Origin of the sequence: Salmonella sp. WC3 (assembly GCF_042932255.1) — a bacterium.
GTDB lineage: Bacteria > Pseudomonadota > Gammaproteobacteria > Enterobacterales > Enterobacteriaceae > Salmonella > Salmonella enterica.
On the sequence record NZ_CP170629.1, the window covers coordinates 2,576,539 to 2,598,343 of the forward strand.

General features: G+C 51.1%; 21 protein-coding genes and 2 pseudogenes. 10 read left to right on the forward strand and 13 right to left on the reverse strand.

The genetic code is table 11. The features are described 5' to 3' along the window. Window positions 1–56 precede the first annotated feature (56 nt). The gene (gene azoR / locus ACFK9X_RS12425; RefSeq protein ID WP_000048926.1) at window positions 57–662 is read left to right on the forward strand and encodes an FMN-dependent NADH-azoreductase; all 606 of its coding nucleotides are present in this window, start codon (window positions 57–59) and stop codon (window positions 660–662) included. Here the strand turns inward: azoR and ACFK9X_RS12430 are convergent. The 4 genes from ACFK9X_RS12430 to ACFK9X_RS12445 all read right to left on the reverse strand — a co-directional run bounded on the left by ACFK9X_RS12430 (window position 659) and on the right by ACFK9X_RS12445 (window position 4,409). Further along, window positions 659–1,108 (reverse strand): GFA family protein, encoded by a 450-nt coding sequence (locus ACFK9X_RS12430; protein WP_001540112.1) that lies wholly within the window; start codon window positions 1,106–1,108, stop codon window positions 659–661. The genes azoR and ACFK9X_RS12430 overlap by 4 nt on opposite strands. A 142-nt stretch (window positions 1,109–1,250) precedes the next feature. Then, a complete protein-coding gene (locus tag ACFK9X_RS12435) occupies window positions 1,251–1,574 on the reverse strand; it encodes a YdbL family protein (RefSeq protein WP_151116607.1) in 324 nt (107 codons plus the stop codon). Window positions 1,575–1,581: 7 nt separating this feature from the next. Further along, the gene (locus tag ACFK9X_RS12440) at window positions 1,582–1,773 is read right to left on the reverse strand and encodes a YnbE family lipoprotein (RefSeq protein ID WP_000784063.1); all 192 of its coding nucleotides are present in this window, start codon (window positions 1,771–1,773) and stop codon (window positions 1,582–1,584) included. Beyond that, window positions 1,773–4,409 carry a YdbH family protein gene (locus ACFK9X_RS12445; RefSeq protein ID WP_000677012.1) on the reverse strand — a complete coding sequence of 879 codons (2,637 nt, stop codon included), beginning with the start codon at window positions 4,407–4,409 and terminating at the stop codon, window positions 1,773–1,775. The genes ACFK9X_RS12440 and ACFK9X_RS12445 overlap by 1 nt, the downstream gene beginning before the upstream one ends. A 239-nt stretch (window positions 4,410–4,648) precedes the next feature. Here ACFK9X_RS12445 and ldhA point away from each other — a divergent pair, with 239 nt between their 5' ends. Together ldhA and hslJ are read left to right on the forward strand one after the other, a co-directional pair. Next, complete coding sequence (gene ldhA / locus ACFK9X_RS12450; protein ID WP_000762206.1) at window positions 4,649–5,638, forward strand: D-lactate dehydrogenase; 990 nt, start codon at window positions 4,649–4,651, stop codon at window positions 5,636–5,638. 110 nt (window positions 5,639–5,748) lie between these two features. Further along, the gene (hslJ, locus tag ACFK9X_RS12455) at window positions 5,749–6,159 is read left to right on the forward strand and encodes a heat shock protein HslJ (protein WP_024159303.1); all 411 of its coding nucleotides are present in this window, start codon (window positions 5,749–5,751) and stop codon (window positions 6,157–6,159) included. A gap of 43 nt (window positions 6,160–6,202) precedes the next feature. Here hslJ and ACFK9X_RS12460 read toward each other — a convergent pair whose 3' ends face one another. Further along, on the reverse strand, window positions 6,203–6,469 hold the full coding sequence (locus ACFK9X_RS12460; RefSeq protein ID WP_001200680.1) for a DUF333 domain-containing protein: 267 nt from the start codon (window positions 6,467–6,469) through the stop codon (window positions 6,203–6,205). Here ACFK9X_RS12460 and ACFK9X_RS12465 point away from each other — a divergent pair. Further along, entirely contained in the window at window positions 6,373–6,684 is a 312-nt protein-coding gene (locus ACFK9X_RS12465; RefSeq protein ID WP_031603716.1) for a hypothetical protein, read from the forward strand. The genes ACFK9X_RS12460 and ACFK9X_RS12465 overlap by 97 nt on opposite strands. 60 nt (window positions 6,685–6,744) lie before the next feature. Continuing rightward, on the forward strand, window positions 6,745–10,269 hold the full coding sequence (nifJ, locus tag ACFK9X_RS12470; RefSeq protein WP_151116609.1) for a pyruvate:ferredoxin (flavodoxin) oxidoreductase: 3,525 nt from the start codon (window positions 6,745–6,747) through the stop codon (window positions 10,267–10,269). 27 nt (window positions 10,270–10,296) lie between these two features. On the opposite strand, the gene ACFK9X_RS12475 is transcribed toward nifJ, so the two are convergent. After that, window positions 10,297–11,552 (reverse strand): IS3-like element ISSen1 family transposase gene (locus ACFK9X_RS12475; RefSeq protein ID WP_151116258.1). Its coding sequence is split into 2 segments (ribosomal slippage): window positions 10,297–11,201 and window positions 11,201–11,552, totalling 1,257 coding nucleotides; the frame shifts between segments, so codons are not numbered across the junction. A gap of 169 nt (window positions 11,553–11,721) precedes the next feature. Further along, a complete protein-coding gene (gene tnpA / locus ACFK9X_RS12480; RefSeq protein ID WP_000502121.1) occupies window positions 11,722–12,180 on the reverse strand; it encodes an IS200/IS605-like element IS200F family transposase in 459 nt (152 codons plus the stop codon). Between the two features lie 596 nt (window positions 12,181–12,776). On the opposite strand from tnpA, the gene uspF reads away from it, so the two are divergent. Beyond that, on the forward strand, window positions 12,777–13,211 hold the full coding sequence (gene uspF, locus ACFK9X_RS12485) for a universal stress protein UspF (protein WP_001082296.1): 435 nt from the start codon (window positions 12,777–12,779) through the stop codon (window positions 13,209–13,211). Window positions 13,212–13,260: 49 nt separating this feature from the next. On the opposite strand, the gene ACFK9X_RS12490 is transcribed toward uspF, so the two are convergent. Together ACFK9X_RS12490 and ACFK9X_RS12495 are read right to left on the reverse strand one after the other, a co-directional pair. Beyond that, window positions 13,261–13,599, reverse strand: a complete 339-nt coding sequence (locus tag ACFK9X_RS12490; protein WP_000159240.1) for an SMR family transporter — start codon at window positions 13,597–13,599, stop codon at window positions 13,261–13,263. After that, on the reverse strand, window positions 13,592–13,744 hold the full coding sequence (locus ACFK9X_RS12495) for a hypothetical protein (RefSeq protein WP_000089155.1): 153 nt from the start codon (window positions 13,742–13,744) through the stop codon (window positions 13,592–13,594). Before ACFK9X_RS12495 ends, ACFK9X_RS12490 begins: the two co-directional genes overlap by 8 nt. Between ACFK9X_RS12495 and ACFK9X_RS12500 the strand changes: the two are divergent. Both ACFK9X_RS12500 and ttcA read left to right on the forward strand, forming a co-directional pair. Next, window positions 13,700–13,903, forward strand: a pseudogene (locus tag ACFK9X_RS12500) (tyrosine-type recombinase/integrase); the annotation flags it as partial. The gene ACFK9X_RS12495 and the pseudogene ACFK9X_RS12500 overlap by 45 nt on opposite strands. Window positions 13,904–13,954: 51 nt before the next feature. After that, window positions 13,955–14,890 carry a tRNA 2-thiocytidine(32) synthetase TtcA gene (gene ttcA / locus ACFK9X_RS12505; RefSeq protein ID WP_151116611.1) on the forward strand — a complete coding sequence of 312 codons (936 nt, stop codon included), beginning with the start codon at window positions 13,955–13,957 and terminating at the stop codon, window positions 14,888–14,890. Between the two features lie 43 nt (window positions 14,891–14,933). On the opposite strand, the gene dbpA is transcribed toward ttcA, so the two are convergent. The 4 genes and pseudogenes from dbpA to smrA all read right to left on the reverse strand — a co-directional run bounded on the left by dbpA (window position 14,934) and on the right by smrA (window position 20,051). Then, complete coding sequence (gene dbpA / locus ACFK9X_RS12510; protein ID WP_151116613.1) at window positions 14,934–16,307, reverse strand: ATP-dependent RNA helicase DbpA; 1,374 nt, start codon at window positions 16,305–16,307, stop codon at window positions 14,934–14,936. 486 nt (window positions 16,308–16,793) lie between these two features. Then, a complete protein-coding gene (gene zntB / locus ACFK9X_RS12515) occupies window positions 16,794–17,777 on the reverse strand; it encodes a zinc transporter ZntB (RefSeq protein WP_000387374.1) in 984 nt (327 codons plus the stop codon). 145 nt (window positions 17,778–17,922) lie between these two features. Beyond that, window positions 17,923–19,077, reverse strand: a pseudogene (locus tag ACFK9X_RS12520) (methyl-accepting chemotaxis protein). Window positions 19,078–19,487: 410 nt separating this feature from the next. Beyond that, on the reverse strand, window positions 19,488–20,051 hold the full coding sequence (gene smrA, locus ACFK9X_RS12525; RefSeq protein ID WP_064000582.1) for a DNA endonuclease SmrA: 564 nt from the start codon (window positions 20,049–20,051) through the stop codon (window positions 19,488–19,490). A 257-nt stretch (window positions 20,052–20,308) separates the two neighbouring features. Between smrA and ogt the strand changes: the two genes are divergently transcribed. Further along, window positions 20,309–20,824, forward strand: a complete 516-nt coding sequence (ogt, locus tag ACFK9X_RS12530) for a methylated-DNA--[protein]-cysteine S-methyltransferase (protein ID WP_000945036.1) — start codon at window positions 20,309–20,311, stop codon at window positions 20,822–20,824. Window positions 20,825–21,019: 195 nt separating this feature from the next. Continuing rightward, window positions 21,020–21,772, forward strand: coding sequence for a fumarate/nitrate reduction transcriptional regulator Fnr (gene fnr, locus ACFK9X_RS12535; RefSeq protein ID WP_000611914.1), 753 nt, complete (start codon window positions 21,020–21,022; stop codon window positions 21,770–21,772). The last annotated feature ends 33 nt before the right edge of the window (window positions 21,773–21,805 follow it).

Sequence of the window (21,805 nt, forward strand, 5' to 3'; positions counted from 1 at the left end):
TAAAGTGTCAACAAGCAACGGGGCACGCCCCTTCAAACACATAAAAGGAAACACCCATGAGCAAGGTATTAGTTCTTAAATCCAGTATTCTGGCAGGGTACTCTCAGTCTGGTCAGTTGACTGACTATTTTATTGAACAATGGCGCGAAAAACACGTCGCAGATGAAATTACTGTCCGCGATCTGGCGGCCAACCCTGTTCCGGTGCTGGATGGCGAGCTGGTGGGCGCGATGCGTCCGGGCGATGCGCCTTTAACGCCACGTCAGCAGGACGCTCTGGCGCTGTCTGATGAACTCATTGCTGAACTGAAAGCCCACGACGTCATCGTTATTGCGGCGCCGATGTACAATTTCAATATCCCGACGCAGCTGAAAAACTACTTTGATCTGATTGCCCGCGCCGGTATCACTTTCCGCTATACCGAAAAAGGCCCGGAAGGTCTGGTAACCGGTAAAAGCGCGGTGGTTCTCTCCAGCCGCGGCGGTATCCATAAAGACACCCCGACGGATTTGATTGCGCCTTACCTGAAAGTGTTCCTTGGTTTTATCGGTATTACCGACGTGAATTTTGTCTTTGCCGAAGGCATCGCCTACGGGCCGGAAGTGGCGGCTAAAGCTCAGGCCGATGCAAAAGCCGCGATTGACAGCGTAGTGGCCGCTTAAATATTTTTGCCTCCCGTTTCGACGGGAGGTGACTTCTTAGGTTCGTAGCGCAAATATCCTACCACGCCGCTACTGCCGCCATCGCTGGGATGCGTTACCCCATCATTGACTTCAACGCAGGCGAAATCAAAAGGCGACATATTTTCGATGCACGCCACATTGACCCCATATTGATCGGGATTGGATCGACGCTGATGAAAAGTATATATCCCGCATACCGAACAGAAAAAATGCACCGCCTTGCCCGTATTGAAGCGATATTCGGTAAGCTTATCCTGCCCTTTTAGCACTTTAATACCCGACAGCGGCGCAGACACTGCCACTGCTCCGCGCATCCTGCAAAAGGAACAGTTGCAGCGCCTGGCGGTATGAAAGCCATCGCTAAGTTGAACGGTAAACACGACGCTGCCACAATGGCAGGCAGCAGATAATTTTTCAGACGTCATACCTGGTTACTCTCGCGAATAGTGATACCAGCCAACAGTATAGAAATAGCCTTCCGGTTCGCCTAATGTAAATACGACCTTCGTATTCAGAAATTACCCATATAAAAATGCATTTTGCGGTAAAAAAATTGTCGGGAAGCGGTTATTTACGCATCCATTTGCCATTAATTCCCTGGACATATTCTCCCGGCCTGGCGCGCTCAACCAGTTTTTGCCCTGCCATCTTCGCCACCTCGTCCACGGGAAGATGATTGCTATCCGCTAACTGCTGATAACTGGCGCGGCGGGCATGATTAATATCAAGCACCAGTTTCTGGGTTTCGGCATCATTCTTTAAGGCCACCAGATAGCCATTCAGCGTTTCCCCGACCCGGCCCTGCGTGCGCGCTTCGTCCAGGGTTAAGGCCCACACAGAAGGTGTGAGCAAGCTCAGCGTCAGCCCCCATAGTATTAAATACTTTTTCATTATGGCCTCAGAATAGATCGCTGCGTGATTTCAGGAGTTCTTCAACGTCTTTATCGACTTTGATATGTATTTCATGCTCGATCTTTACATTCATGTTGATGGTAATCGGCTGTTCCGGCGCGGCGACTTCAATACGTGGCGTGCACCCCACCACGATAAATGACGCAAGCGCTGACAGCATGGCAATACTCATTTTCATTATTTATCCTCACAGTCCTTGTCTTTCCGGCAAGGAGGTTGCGGCAACGCTGTATTTTGTTCAAGCCATGCCTGTAAATTGTCGCCAAAACGCAAACTGCGCCACAGCGTAAACACATTTTCTTCATGGGTATAGTTCAAGTTAACGATCGCGGTTTTACCATCTACCCGGCTTTTGCCGGTAATAGCCGCCTGCATCGTTAGTACGCCCAGGTTATCAACGTTAATTTTCGTCCACGAATGCGTAATCTCCATATAACGTAGCCAGTTGATCGCCGAGCCTGCCGTGACATTATCCTTCACCACCGCATCCGCAGTATCTTTATCGATACGCAACGTCATTGGCCCAGGATTCGTAAGCCAGCCATCTTTGATTATCCATTTTTCATTGTTCAGCCACAGCGGCAGCGCGCCGCTGACCGGACCAGACATGGCAAATTGCTTTGGATTTATGGCGCTAATCAATTCGCTGGATGAAATATTTTGCACCCGCAAAAGCGCCGGGTCGTGCTGCGGCATTCGCAACTGTTTCATAATGATTTGACCGCCCAGCACGTCTACGCTGACATCGCTTAGTAGTAATGGATTCGACTCGCTCCAGGGATAACCGCCCTGTAAATCAGCGGTGATATTTTTCGCCGTGACCTGGTTAACTATCCCGGCGATACGCAGCGAGATGGGCCCGCGCGTCCCCAATTGCCACGCGCCGTTGTGGAAGCGAAATGGCAGAATGAAATCGACGCCGTTGATTTTGTTATCCGGCATCCAGGCGCTGCCGCCCTTTAACACGCCGTGTCCACCTGCTTCAAATCCCTGCCCCTGCGCAGCGGAAAAAGCCACCTGCGCATACAGTGAGCCTTCGCGCAGCGTCATTTTCCAGTCCGGTGGAAGCAACGGCTGGAAAACGATAAGCGACTGCTTCGGCCACCAGGCCTGTCCACGAAGGCGTTCGCCATCCCAGCGCCCATTCAGCCGTACCGGCCCTATCGCCCCCGCCCGAAGGTCGCCTTTAAACTGGAACAGGGTTGGCTCTCGCCCTTCAACGCTAAAATTAAGGGTAGAAGGCGGCAGCACACTCCCACTGGTAAATACGGTTTTCCCCGCCACCAGAGACAGCGCGCCCTGTAGCGACGGCGTTGTGGCGTCGCGAACCCAGACAATAGGTTTATTCAGCGCCAGTCTTGGCGATGTGACAGTCATTGCGCCATAGTGCAACTGATCAAAACCGGTGGACAAACTGGTCAACCTGATGGTGTTATCATGCCATTCGCCCTGTCCGGCAATATCCCAGTGGGCGCGCATTGGCGTAAAGCTTCCTTGCCCCCAATAGCGCCACCGCCAGCGACCAGCATCAGGGAGAAAATCATTGGCCAGGCCATCAAGATGAAGAACGAAATCGCCCATCTCATTTTCGTGCGCCCGTAAAATAGCCTGTAATCGGCCATCAACGCCGCGCGGCGTCACCTTAACGCCCGCCAGCGGCCAACGAATTTCATCAATATCTAACGCATCAATCACCCGTCCGCGCGAGCGTAGCAATGCGCCAGGTGCAAAGGTGAGCTGCGGATCGGCCAGACTGCCGCGGAACATAGCGGGCAATACGGCATAAAAGATTAAATCCTTCTGTTTAGCCTCGCCGGTAAGCTGTAGAGGCATCTCACTGCTATCCATGCTGAGTTTTCCCGGGCCGATAGTCAGTACAGCGTTCGCTTTACCGGCATCGCCCTGGGTCAGAATATTCAGGCGTCCGCTGACTTGCGCATTATCCGGCCCGGCTTGCCAGTTATCGATATTAAAAGCCAGACGTCCGCTCAAGGGGAATCCCTGATATGGCCAGTTCCAGCGGCCATCGCTGATGGTAAGCCGCTGACGCGTTACCGCCCAGGGGAGATCGAGAATCGGGTCAGGATTACCTCGCGCCATCACGATGAGCTGTCCGGCGTTATCACGCCACTCCAGTTCCGCATCCACCAGCGACGGTTCCTGCGGCAGACGCAAGGTCGCTGCCGCATGACCGCTGACCGGCAGGCCATCCGGTACCAGCGGCAACACAAATTCCCCCGCCAGGCTAACGGGAGGCTGGTTCGCCAGCGCGGCGATCTCCAGTTGGCTCACCGTCAATGCCTGACCGCGTAGCTGCCCTTGAAATTTTACTTTTTCGCCCTGATAACGTATCTGCTGAATGACCGGCGTCATGGAGATCGCCAGCTTGCCCTGCCATTCCGGCCAGGGCGCGAGAATGACATTATCGATGTTAATCCAGGTATTGGGCAGCATTGACTGCCACTGCGCCAGCGTACGCGGCGCGGCGGGAGAAGCTTCCGTAGCGGGCAGTTTCGCCAGGCACGCGGCATCCAGTTTAAGGCTTTTAATATTCAGCAACCAACGGCTGGGATGCGTCAGTTCCGCCTGGGTAATATGCGCTAACGAACAATCATTGACCAGATAGCGAAGATCGGGAATCACTAACCCATGACGTGTCAGGCGTGGACTTTGTTCCAGAGCGATACGGGTACCGACGGGTAGCCAAATTCCCGCCAGAGTGGGAACCCACAGCCCGAGGGTCATCAGTAGCGTCAGAGGGATAAGAATCAGCAGTAACAGTAGCGCAAGGGCGGCTTTATATTTACCCTTCATGGGCCATTAATTTCCTGATTTAACGAAAAATTCAGTCGGCTATCTCTTTATTTTGGCATGATTGCCCGTACATAGCCTAATAGTTCATGTTGCAGGGGCGCCCTCCGGCTATTTGAGGCGTTGTGGAGAATGATAACCTAAAATTATTCATTATATGTATGACTATCAATTATTTTTGATTTTTTGTAAGATAATTTTAAGCATATTTGTGTGATTCTAACATCACTGGAGAAGGTCATATGAAACTCGCCGTCTATAGTACCAAACAGTATGACAAGAAATATCTACAGCAAGTGAACGAAGCGTTCGGTTTCGAACTGGAGTTTTTTGATTTTCTGCTGACCGAGAAAACGGCGAAAACCGCCAATGGATGTGAAGCAGTTTGTATCTTCGTGAATGACGACGGGAGCCGACCGGTACTGGAAGAGCTGAAAAAACACGGCGTGAAATACATCGCGCTGCGTTGCGCCGGATTTAATAATGTCGACCTGGATGCCGCTAAAGAGCTCGGCTTGCAGGTGGTGCGCGTACCGGCTTATTCTCCGGAAGCCGTCGCTGAACATGCGATTGGCATGATGATGACATTGAACCGCCGTATTCACCGCGCTTATCAACGCACCCGCGACGCTAACTTTTCCCTTGAGGGACTGACCGGCTTTACCATGCACGGAAAAACCGCTGGCGTCATTGGTACCGGTAAAATCGGCGTCGCCGCGCTGCGTATCCTGAAAGGCTTTGGAATGCGTTTACTGGCGTTTGATCCCTATCCCAGCACCGCCGCGCTTGACCTCGGCGTCGAGTATGTGGATCTGCAAACGTTGTTTGCCGAATCGGATGTCATTTCCCTGCACTGCCCGCTCACGCCGGAAAACTACCATTTGCTGAACCATGCGGCATTCGATCAAATGAAAAATGGCGTTATGGTCATTAATACCAGTCGTGGCGCGCTGATTGATTCCCAGGCGGCTATCGAAGCTCTGAAGAATCAGAAAATCGGCTCGCTGGGGATGGATGTGTATGAAAACGAACGCGACCTGTTCTTTGAAGACAAGTCAAACGATGTTATTCAGGATGATGTTTTCCGCCGTCTGTCGGCCTGCCATAACGTACTGTTTACGGGGCATCAGGCATTCCTGACCGCAGAAGCGCTGATCAGCATCTCTGAAACCACGTTACAAAACTTAAGCCAGCTTGAGAAGGGCGAAGCCTGCCCGAACGCGCTGTTCTAATCCTGTCGCTCCCCTGCGCTCAGGGGAGCATTTTCGGATAACCCCTGAAGATCTATCCGGTCATATCATTACTATAGTCAGTGTTAACTATCAGATTACAGAGAATATCAATGAAGAAAATCGTCACGCTGGTCGCCCTGAGCATCATAATGACAGGGTGTGTGAGCAGTGGAAAAGAGTCCGTCAAACGCGAGCAACTGGAGCACCACCGCTTTGTTCTGGAAAGCGTAAACGGTAAAACGGTCACCGGCCCGGAGCTCAGCTTTGGCGAGGACATGACGGTATCCGGCAAAATGTGCAATCAATTCACCGGCGAAGGAAAACTATCGGACGGCGAATTAAAAGTGAAAAATTTAGCGATGACCCGAATGATGTGCGCCGATCCGCAGCTTGATGCGCTGGACGGCACCCTCAGCGAGCTCTTCAGCAAAGGCGCGCAGGTCGATTTAACCGCGAACCAATTAACGCTGGCGACGGCAGAAACAACGCTAATGTATAAACTGGCGGATTTAGCGCACTAAGCCATTAAGTGAAAAGTTATACGCGTCAGGCGAAACGCCGCGCTTAATAACTCCCGCAGCTTCCGGCGGCAAGCGACTGTTCGCTACAACGTTTGCCGTTGGGTAGCGCGCACATACCAATTACTGAACCATCAAGCTGCCGGGCCGCTGAAAGCGAACCGCCAATCATAGCGCAATTCGCTTCGCCGGCGCTGGACATCGCCGCTTTCATCCCTGGCGAAACATGCGCCGCAGTTGCCTGCTGAACAGGTTCGCTACTGCAAGCCGACAATAATAACGCGGCACATCCCACCCAAAACGCTGCGCGCATTTCTCTCCCCTCTGTTTATTCATCCAAACGACACCGCCCTAAATAATAGGCAGCAGAAACTGACGCGTCGAGAGGCAAAGCGCGCATTTATGCGCTTCATTAACATTTATTGGCAATTTTTTACGTCTTTTCGGCAAGAAATCGCCATTCTCCTCCCGCCAGGGACACAAAAGCGAAAATGGGGCTTGAAGGGCTTTGCTAAAATAAAAGGATAACTACAGGATGCGCTCACGATTATGCGTGTCCCTCTTTTTTGCGCAATGTAAGGGTGTCATATGCAAACAATTGACGGTAATGGCGCGGTAGCGTCGGTGGCGTTCCGTACCAGCGAGGTTATCGCCATTTACCCGATTACGCCCAGTTCAACAATGGCTGAACAAGCGGATGCCTGGGCCGGTAATGGGCTTAAAAATGTCTGGGGCGATACGCCGCGTGTGGTAGAGATGCAGTCGGAAGGCGGCGCGATCGCCGCCGTTCACGGTGCGCTACAAACCGGTTCGCTTTCTACGTCATTTACATCATCGCAGGGACTGCTGCTGATGATTCCAACGCTGTATAAACTGGCGGGGCAGCTCACGCCGTTTGTACTGCACGTTGCCGCGCGCACCGTCGCCACACACGCGCTTTCTATTTTTGGCGACCATTCCGATGTGATGGCGGTCCGCCAGACAGGCTGCGCGATGTTATGCGCCGCCAGCGTTCAGGAAGCGCAGGATTTTGCGCTGATCGCGCACAGAGCTACGCTGAAAAGCCGCGTTCCGTTTATTCATTTTTTTGATGGCTTCCGTACATCGCATGAAATCAACAAAATTATACCGCTAACGGATGAAACCATTCTGAACCTAATGCCGCAGGCGGAGATCGACGCTCACCGCGCCCGCGCGCTGAATCCGGAACATCCGGTGATTCGTGGAACTTCAGCGAATCCGGATACCTACTTCCAGTCTCGCGAAGCGACCAACCCGTGGTACAACGCCGTTTATGATCATGTTGAAGAGGCGATGAAGGCATTTGGCGACGCTACGGGCCGTCAGTACCAGCCATTTGAATATTATGGCCATCCCCAGGCTGAACGCGTCATCATAATGATGGGCTCCGCCCTCGGCACCTGCGAAGAGGTCGTGGACGAGCTACTGATACGCGGAGAAAAGGTCGGCGTTCTGAAAGTCCGTCTGTTCCGCCCCTTCTCCGCCAAACATTTGTTACAGGCATTACCGGAAACCGTTCGCGCTATCGCCGTGCTGGATCGCACCAAAGAGCCTGGCGCGCAGGCCGAGCCGCTTTATCTGGACGTGATGACCGCACTGGCGGAAGCCTTTAATAATGGCGAGCGCGAAACGTTGCCGCGCACCATTGGCGGCCGTTATGGGCTATCATCCAAAGAGTTCGGCCCGGCGTGCGTACTGGCGGTCTTTAATGAACTCAGCCGCGCGAAACCCAAACCACGGTTTACGGTGGGCATTTATGATGACGTTACTAACCTCTCGCTGCCATTACCGGAAAATACCCTGCCCGGCAGCGCTAAACTTGAAGCGTTATTTTACGGCCTGGGAAGCGACGGCAGCGTATCCGCCACGAAAAATAATATTAAAATTATCGGTAATTCTACGCCGTGGTATGCGCAAGGTTATTTCGTTTATGACTCTAAAAAAGCTGGCGGGCTCACGGTATCGCACCTGCGCGTCAGCGAAAAACCCATTCGTTCCGCTTACTTAATTGCTCAGGCGGATTTTGTCGGCTGCCATCAATTACAGTTTATCGATAAATATCAGATGGCGGAGCGTCTAAAGCCCGGCGGTATCTTTCTGCTTAATACGCCGTACAGCGCCGACGAGGTCTGGTCGCGTCTGCCGCAAGAAGTTCAGGCGGTGTTGAATCAGAAAAAGGCGCGTTTTTACGTGGTTAACGCGGCGAAAATCGCCCGCGAATGTGGACTTGGCGCCCGCATCAATACCGTCATGCAAATGGCTTTCTTCCACCTGACGCATATTCTTCCGGGCGATAGCGCCCTGGTTGAGCTGCAGGGCGCGATTGCCAAAAGCTATAGCAGCAAAGGTCAGGATCTGGTTGAGCGTAACTGGCAGGCATTGGCTCTGGCGCAGGAATCGCTGGCGGAAGTGCCGTTGCAGGCGGTTAATCCGCACAGCGCGCATCGCCCGCCGGTCGTCTCCGACGCCGCGCCGGATTTCGTGAAAACCGTTACCGCCGCCATGTTGGCGGGCCTTGGCGACGCACTGCCTGTTTCCGCGCTGCCGCCGGACGGAACATGGCCAATGGGCACCACCCGCTGGGAAAAACGCAATATCGCCGAAGAGATTCCTGTCTGGAAAGAGGAACTGTGTACACAATGTAATCACTGCGTCGCCGCCTGCCCTCACTCGGCGATTCGTGCGAAAGTCGTTTCCCCGCAGGCGATGGAGAACGCGCCAGCCAGTCTGCATTCGCTGGACGTGAAGTCCCGCGATATGCGCGGCCAGAAATATGTGCTGCAGGTCGCGCCGGAAGACTGTACTGGCTGTAATTTATGCGTAGAGGTCTGCCCGGCTAAAGATCGGCAAAATCCACAGATCAAGGCGATTAACATGATGTCGCGCCTTGAGCATGTGGAAGAAGAGAAAGTGAATTATGACTTCTTCCTCGACTTGCCGGAAATCGATCGCAGCAAACTGGAACGAATTGATATCCGCACATCGCAGCTTATTACGCCGCTGTTTGAGTATTCCGGAGCCTGTTCCGGCTGTGGTGAAACGCCGTATATTAAACTGCTGACTCAGTTATATGGCGACAGAATGTTAATCGCTAACGCCACGGGGTGTTCCTCTATTTACGGCGGTAACTTACCCTCTACGCCTTATACCACCGATGCCAACGGACGCGGCCCGGCGTGGGCGAATTCGCTATTTGAAGATAACGCGGAATTTGGCCTCGGTTTCCGTCTGAGTGTGGATCAGCACCGGGCGCGCGTCATGCGTTTACTGGCGCAATTCGCCGATCGCATTCCGGCGGAATTAAACGATGCGCTGCATGCCGAAGCAACGCCTGACGTTCGGCGTGAACAGGTCGCCGCATTACGCCAACATCTGAAATCGGTTGCGGGCACAGAGGAACTGTTAAAGGATGCTGATGCGCTGGTAGAAAAATCAATCTGGCTGATTGGCGGCGATGGTTGGGCATACGACATCGGCTTTGGCGGTTTAGACCATGTGTTAAGCCTGACGGAGAATGTCAATATTCTGGTTCTGGATACGCAGTGTTATTCCAATACTGGCGGCCAGGCGTCGAAGGCGACGCCGCTTGGCGCCGTCACTAAGTTTGGCGAACATGGCAAGCGTAAAGCCCGTAAAGATCTTGGCGTCAGCATGATGATGTATGGTCATGTTTATGTCGCGCAAATTTCGCTGGGCGCGCAGTTAAACCAGACGGTGAAAGCCATCCAGGAGGCCGAAGCCTGGCCAGGACCGTCGCTGATCATTGCCTATAGCCCCTGTGAGGAACATGGTTACGATCTGGCGCTAAGCCATGACCAGATGCGCCAGTTAACGGCGACCGGTTTCTGGCCGTTATACCGCTTTGATCCCCGCCGCGCGGATGAAGGCAAGCCGCCGCTGGCTCTGGACTCTCGGCCACCGTCTGATGCCCTGGCGGAAACGTTGCTTAATGAACAGCGTTTCCGTCGCCTGAATGCGCAACAGCCTGAAGTAGCTGAACAATTATGGCGAGATGCCGCATTGGATTTGCAAAAACGCTATGACTTTCTTGCCTTGCTGGCAGGAAAAGCGGAAAAACCCGGCGCAGATTAAAAAATATTCTAAGGATTAACCTGGTGACTAGTCCTGATATAGGTTGACAGTTTTTTGTCTGTAAAACGCCTGATGAACATCATCGGGCGTTTTGTATTTCAGGGCCAGGTGTGGCCGTTCATGGTTATAAATTGCCACGGACTCTTTTACTATTTCCCGCGCTTGCTCCAGGTCTGCAGGACGCGAGAGTAAAAACTCATTTTTCAGTATCCCGTTTATTCTCTCAGCCAGCGCATTCTGGTAGCAGTCGTAACCATCGGTCATTGAAAAGGTTATTCCGTTTCGCTCATGAACTGACTGATAAAGTACCGAACAGTATTGCAGTCCTCTGTCAGAGTGATGTACCAGCGGACCTGTCGTTTTTCTCCGCCTCAGAGCCTGCCTGAACGCCTTTACCACATTTTCTGTCTGCAGGTTTTCCCCGACATGGTAACCCACGATTTTTCTGGAGCAGGCATCGGTGACCAGACTCAGATAGGCCGTGCCGCTGCGTAGTGGAAGGTAAGTAATATCGGCGACCCAGACCTGCTCTGGCTCAAGGGCGGTAACCTGTTCAGGGCCGGGTTTCAGCAGATTAGGATGCCGGTAAAAGCGATGATGGCTGTTGGTGGTTTTGTGATATGCCCGTTTCACGGGGACCAGGAGCCGGTATTCACCCAGCAGATTAAACAGACGGTCCCGTCCGATATTCAGCGTTTTATCGGCCTGCATGTTCAGCAGATAGTGCAGTTTACGCGTACCGATTCGCGGCTGGCGGCACCGGGTACGGGCAACAAAATCAAGAACCTGAGCATGATGCTCCTGCCGTTTATTACATCTTGTATTGTACTGGTACCACGCCTGTCTGCTGTGCCCCAGGAACTGACATGCACGCGTAACTGTTATTTTGGGGGCCTGACTTTGCGTGAGGACTTGCCGGGCCGCTTTTTTACAACACTTACCCCGTAATCATTTTTCAGGACGTTGATAACGGACTCAAAAAACTCAGCTTTCTGGTTTGCCAGCTCAAGCTGTTCTTCAAGTTCCCTGATTCTTTGCTCGGGTGTCAGCGGGATAGTTGTCTGAGCCACAGGCAGTTTCCTCTTCACCAGGTCAGGAAGTCCGGGTCTCCAGTCAAGCCGGCCATATTTACGCAGCCAGACAAGTACGGTGGAGCGCCCCTGAATGCCATATCGCTGCTGGGCCTGTTTATAGGTCATCTCGCCTTTTTCGACCTGCTCAACGACGGCTATTTTAAAGGATAGAGGATAATCGCGTTGGGTGCGTTTGAACTCAGTCATCATCACGTTCTCCGGATTTAAGTCTGGAACGTGTCAACGCTATTCAGGACGGGTCATGGAAACAATAAATATCCTCCGGCATAGCCGGAGGTTTTTCAGATGCGCCTGTAAGGCTCTCTTACCAGCCGCGCCCTAACAGGCGCATACGATCTGACATTTGCATCAAACTTCGTTACTTACGGCCCGTAAACGGGCTGCCCGGATAAGGGATCGATAATTGCTCACCCATTTTATCCTCTTCAAGCTGGTGCTTTATGTATTCCCGTATCTTCGCCGTGTTCTTACCCACCGTATCGACATAGTACCCTCTGCACCAGAACTCCCTGTTCCTGTATTTGAATTTTAGATCCCCAAACTGCTCGTAAAGCATCAGACTACTTTTACCCTTCAGATATCCCATGAAGCTCGACACACTCATCTTCGGCGGGATCTCCAGAAGCATGTGAATATGATCTGCACAACATTCCGCTTCCAGGATTCGTACGTTTTTCCATTCACACAATTTTCTTAATATGCTGCCTACTGCCCTACGCTTCTCTCCATAGAACGCTTGTCTTCGGTATTTGGGCGCGAAAACTATGTGATATTTACAGTTCCATCGGGTGTGCGCTAAGCTCTTTTCGTCCCCCATTGGGACCCCCTTTTGATTTCTTGTTGAACTTTTGCAGTTGCCAGACCGCAAGATGTTTTAACAAATCAAAAGGGGTTTTAATAACTGGCTTAAAGCTGAAAGCTTTCCGGAACCCCCAGCCTAGCTGGGGGTTTTCCATAGACAAAAAAAGCCCGAACATCCGTTCGGGCTTGTCAATTTATACGCTGGAAAGCAAAGGTTAACGCAATGGCCCAACGACAAAATGAATATGTGACAATAAAGGCATATAACAGGCGTAGAATATCGTAACCGAATGATATTGTATAATTTTTATTTCATATAATACCCCCAAAAGCATTCGTATAAATTATATCTATTTCACTGCGAATTATTTCATTAATTATTGAATTAAACGGTAACATCTCTTTTTAGGTCTTTCCTGACAAGGCAGAAATAACGTTTTAACGTCAACTCGCTGATTATTTACGTGGAATACGCGTAATATTACGTCGCCCTCCCCTGTAGGCAGTCCCCGCAGAGTATCGTGGAGCAGCACCTAAAATGTGACGTATGTCATTGTACATAAAGTGCCTTTAGGGAGTAGAATTTCAGTGGATACTTAAACAGGAGGTTTTATGAACAGAACGATTCTTGTACCCATCGATATTTCAGATTCAGAATTAACTCAACGCGTGATTTCGCATGTTGAAGCTGAAGCAAAGATTGACGACGCTAAAGTGCACTTTTTGACTGTAATCCCGTCTTTGCCCTATTACGCTTCACTGGGACTGGCTTATTCAGCAGAGCTTCCCGCAATGGACGATTTGAAAGCCGAAGCCAAATCTCAACTGGAAGCGATTATCAAGAAATTCAACCTTCCCGCGGACCGCGTGCAGGCGCACGTTGCAGAAGGCTCTCCTAAAGATAAGATTCTGGAAATGGCAAAAAAATTACCGGCCGATATGGTGATTATCGCCTCGCATCGCCCGGATATTACTACCTATCTGTTGGGTTCCAACGCCGCAGCCGTTGTGCGTCATGCGGAATGCTCCGTACTGGTGGTACGCTAAATACCCGAGCCCGCATAAGAGAGTGCGGGCTCAAATCAATCATCATCGCCTAGTGACTGACACTTTTTGAAAACAGATTGATTACGATTACGCCGCAGATGATAAGCAACATGCCAATAATAGCCGGCATATCCAGTTTTTGGCCGAGAAATAACCATCCTATCAATCCAATAAGAACAATCCCTACCCCAGACCAAATAGCATAAATGATACCCGCAGGGATGGTTCGCATTGGGATGGTAAGACACCAGAACGCAATACAATATCCGATGATAGTAACGAGGCTCGGTACCAGACGCGTAAAACTATCTGATAATTTTAATGAGATCGTGGCGATAACTTCTACCACGATGGCGATAAATAGAAAGATTACAGCTTCTTTAGTCATACATCTCTTCGTTCCAATATTTTTCGGGTCGTGATGATATCTTAAGTAATACGGATGACAGAATAAAGACGCTTTTGAACCATTGCGTATCTTGCCATAAAAACGTGCTGGCATTCGTCGCCGTAATCCGTACCATACGCGACATACTTTTGCCTGCTGGCTGTTGACGGCAGGAGCGAACCCGGCATTTATCGCCAGCCAAATGGGGCATGAAACTGCGCAGATGGTGTATGAAATTTACGGTATGTGGATTGATGACATGAACGACGAACAAGTAGCGATGTTGAATGCGCGGTTATCGTAATTGCAAAGTTTGCCCCCAATTTGCCCCATTTAGTACCAGAGAACTGAAATAATGCAAGAAATTCAAAAGAATACAAAGAAAGAGCAATACAACCTCAACAAGTTGCAAAAGCGCCTGCGCCGTAACGTTGGCGAAGCGATTGCCGATTTTAATATGATTGAAGAAGGCGATCGCATTATGGTTTGCCTTTCTGGCGGCAAAGATAGCTATACGATGCTGGAAATTTTACGTAATTTGCAGCAAAGCGCCCCGATCAATTTTTCACTGGTCGCCGTCAACCTCGATCAAAAGCAGCCAGGTTTCCCGGAGCATATCCTGCCAGCCTACCTTGAGCAGCTAGGCGTAGAATATAAAATCGTCGAAGAAAACACCTACGGCATTGTGAAAGAGAAGATTCCGGAAGGAAAAACCACCTGCTCGCTGTGCTCGCGTTTGCGTCGGGGTATCCTGTATCGTACGGCGACTGAACTGGGCGCGACCAAAATCGCCCTGGGCCACCACCGCGACGATATTCTGCAAACCCTGTTTCTGAATATGTTCTATGGCGGAAAAATGAAAGGGATGCCGCCGAAGCTGATGAGCGATGACGGCAAACATATCGTGATCCGCCCGCTGGCTTACTGCCGCGAGAAAGATATTATCCGTTTTGCTGAGGCCAAAGCCTTCCCTATCATTCCTTGTAATCTGTGCGGTTCGCAACCCAACCTGCAACGCCAGGTGATTGCCGACATGCTACGCGACTGGGATAAGCGCTATCCTGGACGGATCGAGACGATGTTTAGCGCCATGCAGAATGTCGTGCCGTCTCACCTTTGTGACACTAACCTGTTCGATTTCAAAGGAATCACTCACGGTTCCGAGGTCGTCGACGGCGGCGATTTAGCGTTCGATCGTGAAGAGATTCCCTTGCAGCCCGCTGGCTGGCAGCCGGAAGAAGATGACACCGCCTTAGAGGCGTTGCGGCTTAATGTTATCGAAGTGAAATAATCTGCAGGCGTCTCAGCACTCCGCTGAGACGCCATGCTATCGATCATTTTAATAGCCGTACCCGGCATGACTTGCCTTTGATCTTCCCGTTTTGCAACTGCTTCCAGGCTTTTTGCGCTACTGCTTGACGTACGGCGACGTAAACGTGCATTGGATGCACGTTAATTTTGCCAATATCCGCCCCGTCTAATCCAATATCGCCGGTCAGCGCGCCCAAAATATCTCCCGGACGCATTTTCGCTTTTTTGCCGCCGTCAATGCATAGGGTAGCCATCTCTGCGGCCAGAGGGAGTAACGGCTGCCGGGCGGGCGCATTCAGCCAGTTCAGCTTGAGTTGCAGCATTTCTGAAAGAATATTCGCCCGCTGCGCCTCTTCCGGCGCGCAGAAACTGATCGCCAGGCCGCTGCTTCCCGCGCGCGCCGTACGGCCAATACGATGGACATGCACCTCCGGGTCCCAGGCCAGTTCATAGTTAACCACCAGTTCGAGCGATTTAATGTCTAACCCTCGCGCGGCAACGTCGGTGGCAACCAGAATGCGCGCGCTGCCATTTGCAAAACGCACCAACGTCTGGTCGCGGTCGCGTTGTTCCAGATCGCCGTGGAGCGCCAACGCGCTTTGTCCTACCGCATTAAGCGCATCACAAACGGCCTGACAATCTTTTTTGGTATTGCAAAACACCACGCAGGACGCTGGCTGATGCTGGCTAAGCAACGTTTGTAGCAGCGAAATTTTTTCATGCGCAGATGTTTCGAAGAACTGTTGTTCGATAGCCGGTAGCGCATCTACCGTATCGATTTCAATACGTATTGGCTGCTGCTGTACACGACCGCTAATCGCCGCAATGGCCTCAGGCCAGGTTGCTGAAAACAACAACGTCTGGCGCGTCGCAGGCGCAAAGCGGATCACCTCATCAATGGCGTCACTGAATCCCATGTCCAGCATTCGGTCTGCTTCATCCATTACCAGAATGTGCAGCGCATCCAGCGATACGGTTTCTTTTTGTAAATGATCCATCAGGCGCCCCGGCGTCGCGACAATGATATGCGGAGCGTGCTGAAGCGAGTCGCGCTGTACGCCAAAGGGCTGCCCGCCACACAAGGTCAGAATTTTGGTATTTGGCAGAAAACGGGCCAGGCGACGTAACTCCCCGGCTACCTGATCCGCCAGCTCCCGCGTCGGGCACAGCACTAATGCCTGTGTCTGGAACAGAGTGACATCAATTCGATGCAAGAGCCCAAGACCAAACGCCGCCGTTTTACCGCTACCGGTCCTGGCCTGCACACGCACATCATTTCCCGCCAGAATGACGGGTAATGCTGCGGCCTGAACAGGCGTCATCTCAAGATAGCCCAGCTCAGTAAGGTTATTGAGCTGGGCGGCGGGCAAAACATTCAGGGTTGAAAAAGCGGTCACAATTTACTCTCGCGGTAACGACTCATAGTCAGCAGGCGCGTATCCTCGCAGATCCGGACGTTTGATGCGACATTTTAATCGGTTCTTCGTCCGGCGGCGGGTCGGGCATCGGCTGAGGACGGGGAAGCGGCTCAGGAATGGGAACAGGGTCAGTGGGAATCGGGTCCGACAAGGACGAGTGTAGATATAATAAGGTTAAAAGACAGCTCATATTACCCTCCAGAATGTCATTCAGACTCTTAAAGGGTAGACGCTGATATCCTACAGGCAAAAAAAAGCCGACTAATCTAAGCCGGCGTCGTACGAATCAATTGTGCTATGCAGTAATTCAAAAAAGGAAGCAAGACAATATGGAACGCAACGCCCATCGCTTGACGTTGCATTCACCTGCGAGAGAGATATTGCCCCGAATAGGTAGATGGTTTATTGACTTCGCTCAAATTTCTCGGCGTTTTTTCATACGAAATGGTCTGAAAAGCGCTTTTGTTACAACCATTTACTGCGATGCAACCATAAAGTAACACCACCGATCAGGACAACTAACAGAATACAAAACAGAGAAAAGCCGAACCGCCATCCGCCGCCAGGAATACCGCCCAGGTTAACGCCAAATAACCCTGTTAAAAAGGTGCTGGGCAGAAAAACCATCGCCATAAGCGACATGGTATAAGTTCTGCGCGCCAGAGACTCCTGCATTACCTGGGCAATTTCATCCGCCATGATGCCAGTACGCGCGATACAAGCGTCAATTTCATCCAACCCCCTTCCCAGCCTGTCGGCGATATCCTGCATTCTTCGCCGGTGATCGTCGCTCATCCACGGCAGCCGTTCACTCGCAAGCCGGGCATAGACGTCGCGCTGCGGCGCCATATAGCGGCGCATAACAATTAGCTGTTTACGTAGCAATGCGAGGAAACCGCGCGGTGGGATTTGCTGGTCGAGAAGATTATCTTCCAGATCGATAATTTTATCGTGTAGCTCTTCAATAAATTCACTGGCGTGATCGGTTAACGCATCGCACACATCTACTAACCAGCTGCCGCAATCTACGGGCCCGGTGCCCTCCTGCAAATCACTGACCACATCGTCCAGCGCCAGAACCTTTCGCTGACGGGTAGACACAATGAATCGCTCGTCCATATATAAACGCATTGCTACTAATTGATCCGGGCGTTCGTCAGTACTGCCATTAATACAGCGCAGCGTAATGAGCGTCCCTTCCCCCATACGACTTACGCGCGGGCGCGAGCTTTCACCAGCCAGCGCATCACGCACGTTATTGGGGAGTAAAGGCGTTGAAGCCAACCAGCGGGCGCTGTCCGGGTGGGTATAATTAAGATGTAGCCAACAGGGATGCTGACTATCGATCACATCATTATCTTCGAGCGGTTTTACTCCACCACGACCATCCAGTAGCCATGCGAAAACGGCATCCGGCACGTTCACATCCGATCCCTTAATGGCTTCCACAGCGCCTCCACGTTACAACTCTCATGCCGTTAGTCTAGCTTTCGGGAAAGGTTAAGCAATCTCTCATTTTCTCATTGCGCAAAAAGAATGACGGGAACGTGCGAAAAAAGCGCCTTAGCAACAGGCGCTTACCAAACATGTATTATCAGGCCTGGCCGCGCCTGGTGATGGTCGAAAGAGGTGATACATGAGAGCGCGACAGCGCATGTTCACTGTAACCCGGCTAGCTTAAACGAAATTTGTCGGTTTTAGTCTGTAACTCGATCACCTGCGCCTTTAAAACATCCGAAGAAGCAGATAGCGCTTCAACCATTAAGACATTGCTATGGGTTGCGCTTTCCAGATCGCTCAACGCCAGGGTTATCTGGTTAATGCCTTTTTCCTGCTCCCGCGTGGTGGTGGAAATTTCACTCATCAGCACGTTTAATTGCCCGGAGCCGCCAACAATCTCCTGCATATTTTTTTCAGCCTCCTGCACTATGGCGGCCCCCTGCCGCACATTGTCATGCGTAACGTCGATCAGCGCCTTGATATTTTTTGCCGCCTCAGCGCTACGATGCGCCAGATTACGCACTTCCCCGGCCACCACGGAGAAACCTTTTCCATGATCGCCCGCCCGCGCAGCCTCTACCGCCGCGTTAAGCGCCAGAATATTAGTCTGGAATGCGATACCGTCAATCAATGAAATAATCTCCGTCATCTGCGAGGCACAGTCGGTAATAGAACGCATATTTTCTGTAACCCGCACCATTAATTCACCGCCTTTACGGGCGCATTGGGTTGCACAATCCGCCTGTATGCTCGCCATTCGGGTATTATCCGCATTGTTTTTGGTACTCGCCGCCATTTCATCCATACTGGCGGCAGTTTGAATTAACGAGGCCGACTGCTGTTCCGTCTTTACGGATAGCGACATACTGCGCGCCGCCAGTTGTTCGGAAAGGGTCATTGCCGTTTGCGAAGAGGATCTGATTTCACGTACCAGCGCGGAAATATTCTCCGACAGACTATTAATCCCGGGGATGAGTCGCCCGGCGCAATTATTGCCAAATTCGGAGATATGAATAGACAAGTTTCCTGCTGCGACCTCTTCAATACTTTTCTTCACGGTATTAATTGGCACTACCAGATAGCAGGTCATATACCACCAAAGCAGTAATGACGAGATCAGATAAATGATATTACACGTAATTAAAATAGGGAGATCGTGCAGAAAAGCTATTTGTAAAGTATCCACCAAAAGAAACGTACATACCATGAATAGAATAATGCATGTCCTGACGCTGATATTTCTCAACATTTTTGACGGCCTACAACCAGGATAGGAGACAGGTTTTATTTTTATAGCATTTCAGATATCTATTGCCATTTGTTTCTTTGACATTCTCCATATTCAATAGCAGACCATCGCCATTTCCCTTAGTGCAACAGATAAAATCACCTATATTCGCTATGCCAGGATATTTATCCATCCATATTGACAAGTGATGTACTTATCACCATTTTCTGCTTAATAGTTAAGTCGAAAGCCAGTATATTTTAATAGACGCTTAAATAAGCGAATGACTGTTTCTCCGTGTTATTACCGTGGACAGCGTTATCGCCCGTTCTCTTGCAGAATCCTGAGCGTTTGGATGAGGCGTTATATCAGGCATAAAATCGGGTTCGCGCGAGCTTGCGCTGGCGGTCCTGTCCGCCAGCGGCAACGATTTACCGACTACGCTTCGCATGGCGCTCCCAGTTATCCTGTTTAGCCTGCACCGTTTTACGTAACACGACATAACATGCCCCGCCGCCGCCATGATGCGGCAGCGCCGAACAATAAGCCTGTACATCCTCAAACTCTGTCAACCAGCGGGCCACATAGCTTCGGACGATATTGGCATGCGACTTCGCCTCTCGCCCTTTACCATGAATGATCAGGACATTACGCAACCCCTCTTTCTGCGCCTCCAGGATAAAACGAAACAGCATTTTTCGGCACGTTTCGACCGGCTGGCGTAACAAATTGAGGCTGGCCTGCTGCGGGTATTTCCCACTGCGTAACTTGTCGATGACACCCTGCTGCAATCCTTCCCGACGAAATTCCAGCGGTTCATTCAGCGGCAGAATATCCAGAAAGCCCGTCGTCAGGAAATTATCAAGCTGAAGCGTGTCGATACGCTGGGGCGTTTTAAGATTACGCGTTGGCTGCCAGTGTACATCAGTATGGCGTTTCAGCGGCTGGACATCCTCCATGGCGTCAAGAAACAGCGCTTTATCGTCAAGATTCATGGTTCATCCTCCAGCGTTTTTGCGACTGCCGTTATCATAACCGTGCCCTGTTATACCGACAACGGTTTACAGTTATTTCCAATAACAGCGACAATGTCAGGCAATTAACCGCCTCGCCAGGCTCCCTTTTTCTCCGCCAACGATATTACTGTCGCTAAATGTGTTATCCCTGACTATCTTTTAAGGAGTATGGTTGCGGGTATTCCTGGCATGATATCTTGTCTCTTACGTTAGATTAAGACGATGTGAGAGAACGGATGCTGAGATTACTTGAAGAGAAGATAGCCACGCCATTAGGTCCGTTATGGGTAGTTTGCGATGAGCAGTTTCGACTGCGGGCCATTGAGTGGGAACAGTACCGCGATCGTATGGAGCAACTGCTAAATATCCACTACCGTCACGAAGGCTATGAACGCGTTTCCGCGACTAACCCCGGTGGACTCAGCGATAAGCTTGCAGATTATTTTGCAGGCAATCTCGCCGTAATTGATACCCTGGAAACCGCCACGGGGGGCACGCCTTTTCAACGGGAAGTATGGCAGGCGTTGCGTGCTATCCCCTGCGGGCAGGTGATGCACTATGGTCAGCTGGCGGCGCAACTGGGACGACCGGGCGCCGCACGCGCAGTCGGTGCTGCGAATGGCGCTAACCCCATCAGTATTGTTGTTCCCTGCCATCGCGTCATTGGGCGTAACGGCACTCTGACCGGATACGCCGGTGGCGTGCAGCGAAAAGAGTGGCTATTACGCCATGAAGGCTATCTTTTATTATGAATATACAGGCAAAAAGTGCCTTATCGGTCACACTTTTATGTAAAGCAACAACAAATAAATTACGTATTTTCAAATAGATAAAAGTATTCATCAAACTTATACTTGAATTATTCCTTCTCCGGGATAGCTCAGACTTACGCGCTCACCAAAAAGATGTTAAAATTGACAAATATCAATTACGGCTTGAGCAGACCTATGATCCCGGAAAAGCGAATTATACGGCGCATTCAGTCTGGCGGTTGTGCTATCCATTGCCAGGATTGCAGTATCAGCCAGCTTTGCATCCCGTTCACACTTAACGAGCATGAGCTTGATCAGCTTGATAATATCATCGAGCGCAAAAAGCCCATTCAGAAAGGGCAAACTCTGTTTAAAGCAGGTGATGAATTGAAATCGCTCTATGCTATCCGCTCCGGAACGATTAAGAGCTACACCATTACCGAGCAAGGCGATGAGCAGATTACTGGATTCCATTTAGCAGGCGACCTGGTGGGTTTTGACGCCATTGGCAGCGGTCATCATCCGAGCTTTGCACAGGCGCTGGAAACCTCAATGGTATGTGAAATACCCTTTGAGACACTGGATGACCTGTCCGGCAAAATGCCTAACCTGCGTCAGCAAATGATGCGTCTAATGAGCGGTGAAATTAAAGGCGATCAGGATATGATCCTGTTATTGTCGAAGAAAAACGCCGAAGAACGTCTGGCTGCGTTTATTTACAACCTGTCCCGCCGCTTTGCGCAGCGTGGTTTCTCACCGCGTGAATTCCGCCTGACGATGACCCGTGGCGATATCGGCAACTATCTGGGCTTAACGGTCGAAACCATTAGCCGTCTGCTGGGGCGTTTCCAGAAAAGCGGTATGCTGGCGGTGAAAGGTAAGTATATTACTATTGAAAACAGCGATGCGCTGGCGGCCCTCGCCGGTCATACCCGCAACGTCGCTTAAACGTCAGCTAAACCATTGATGTTATCTTCTGCC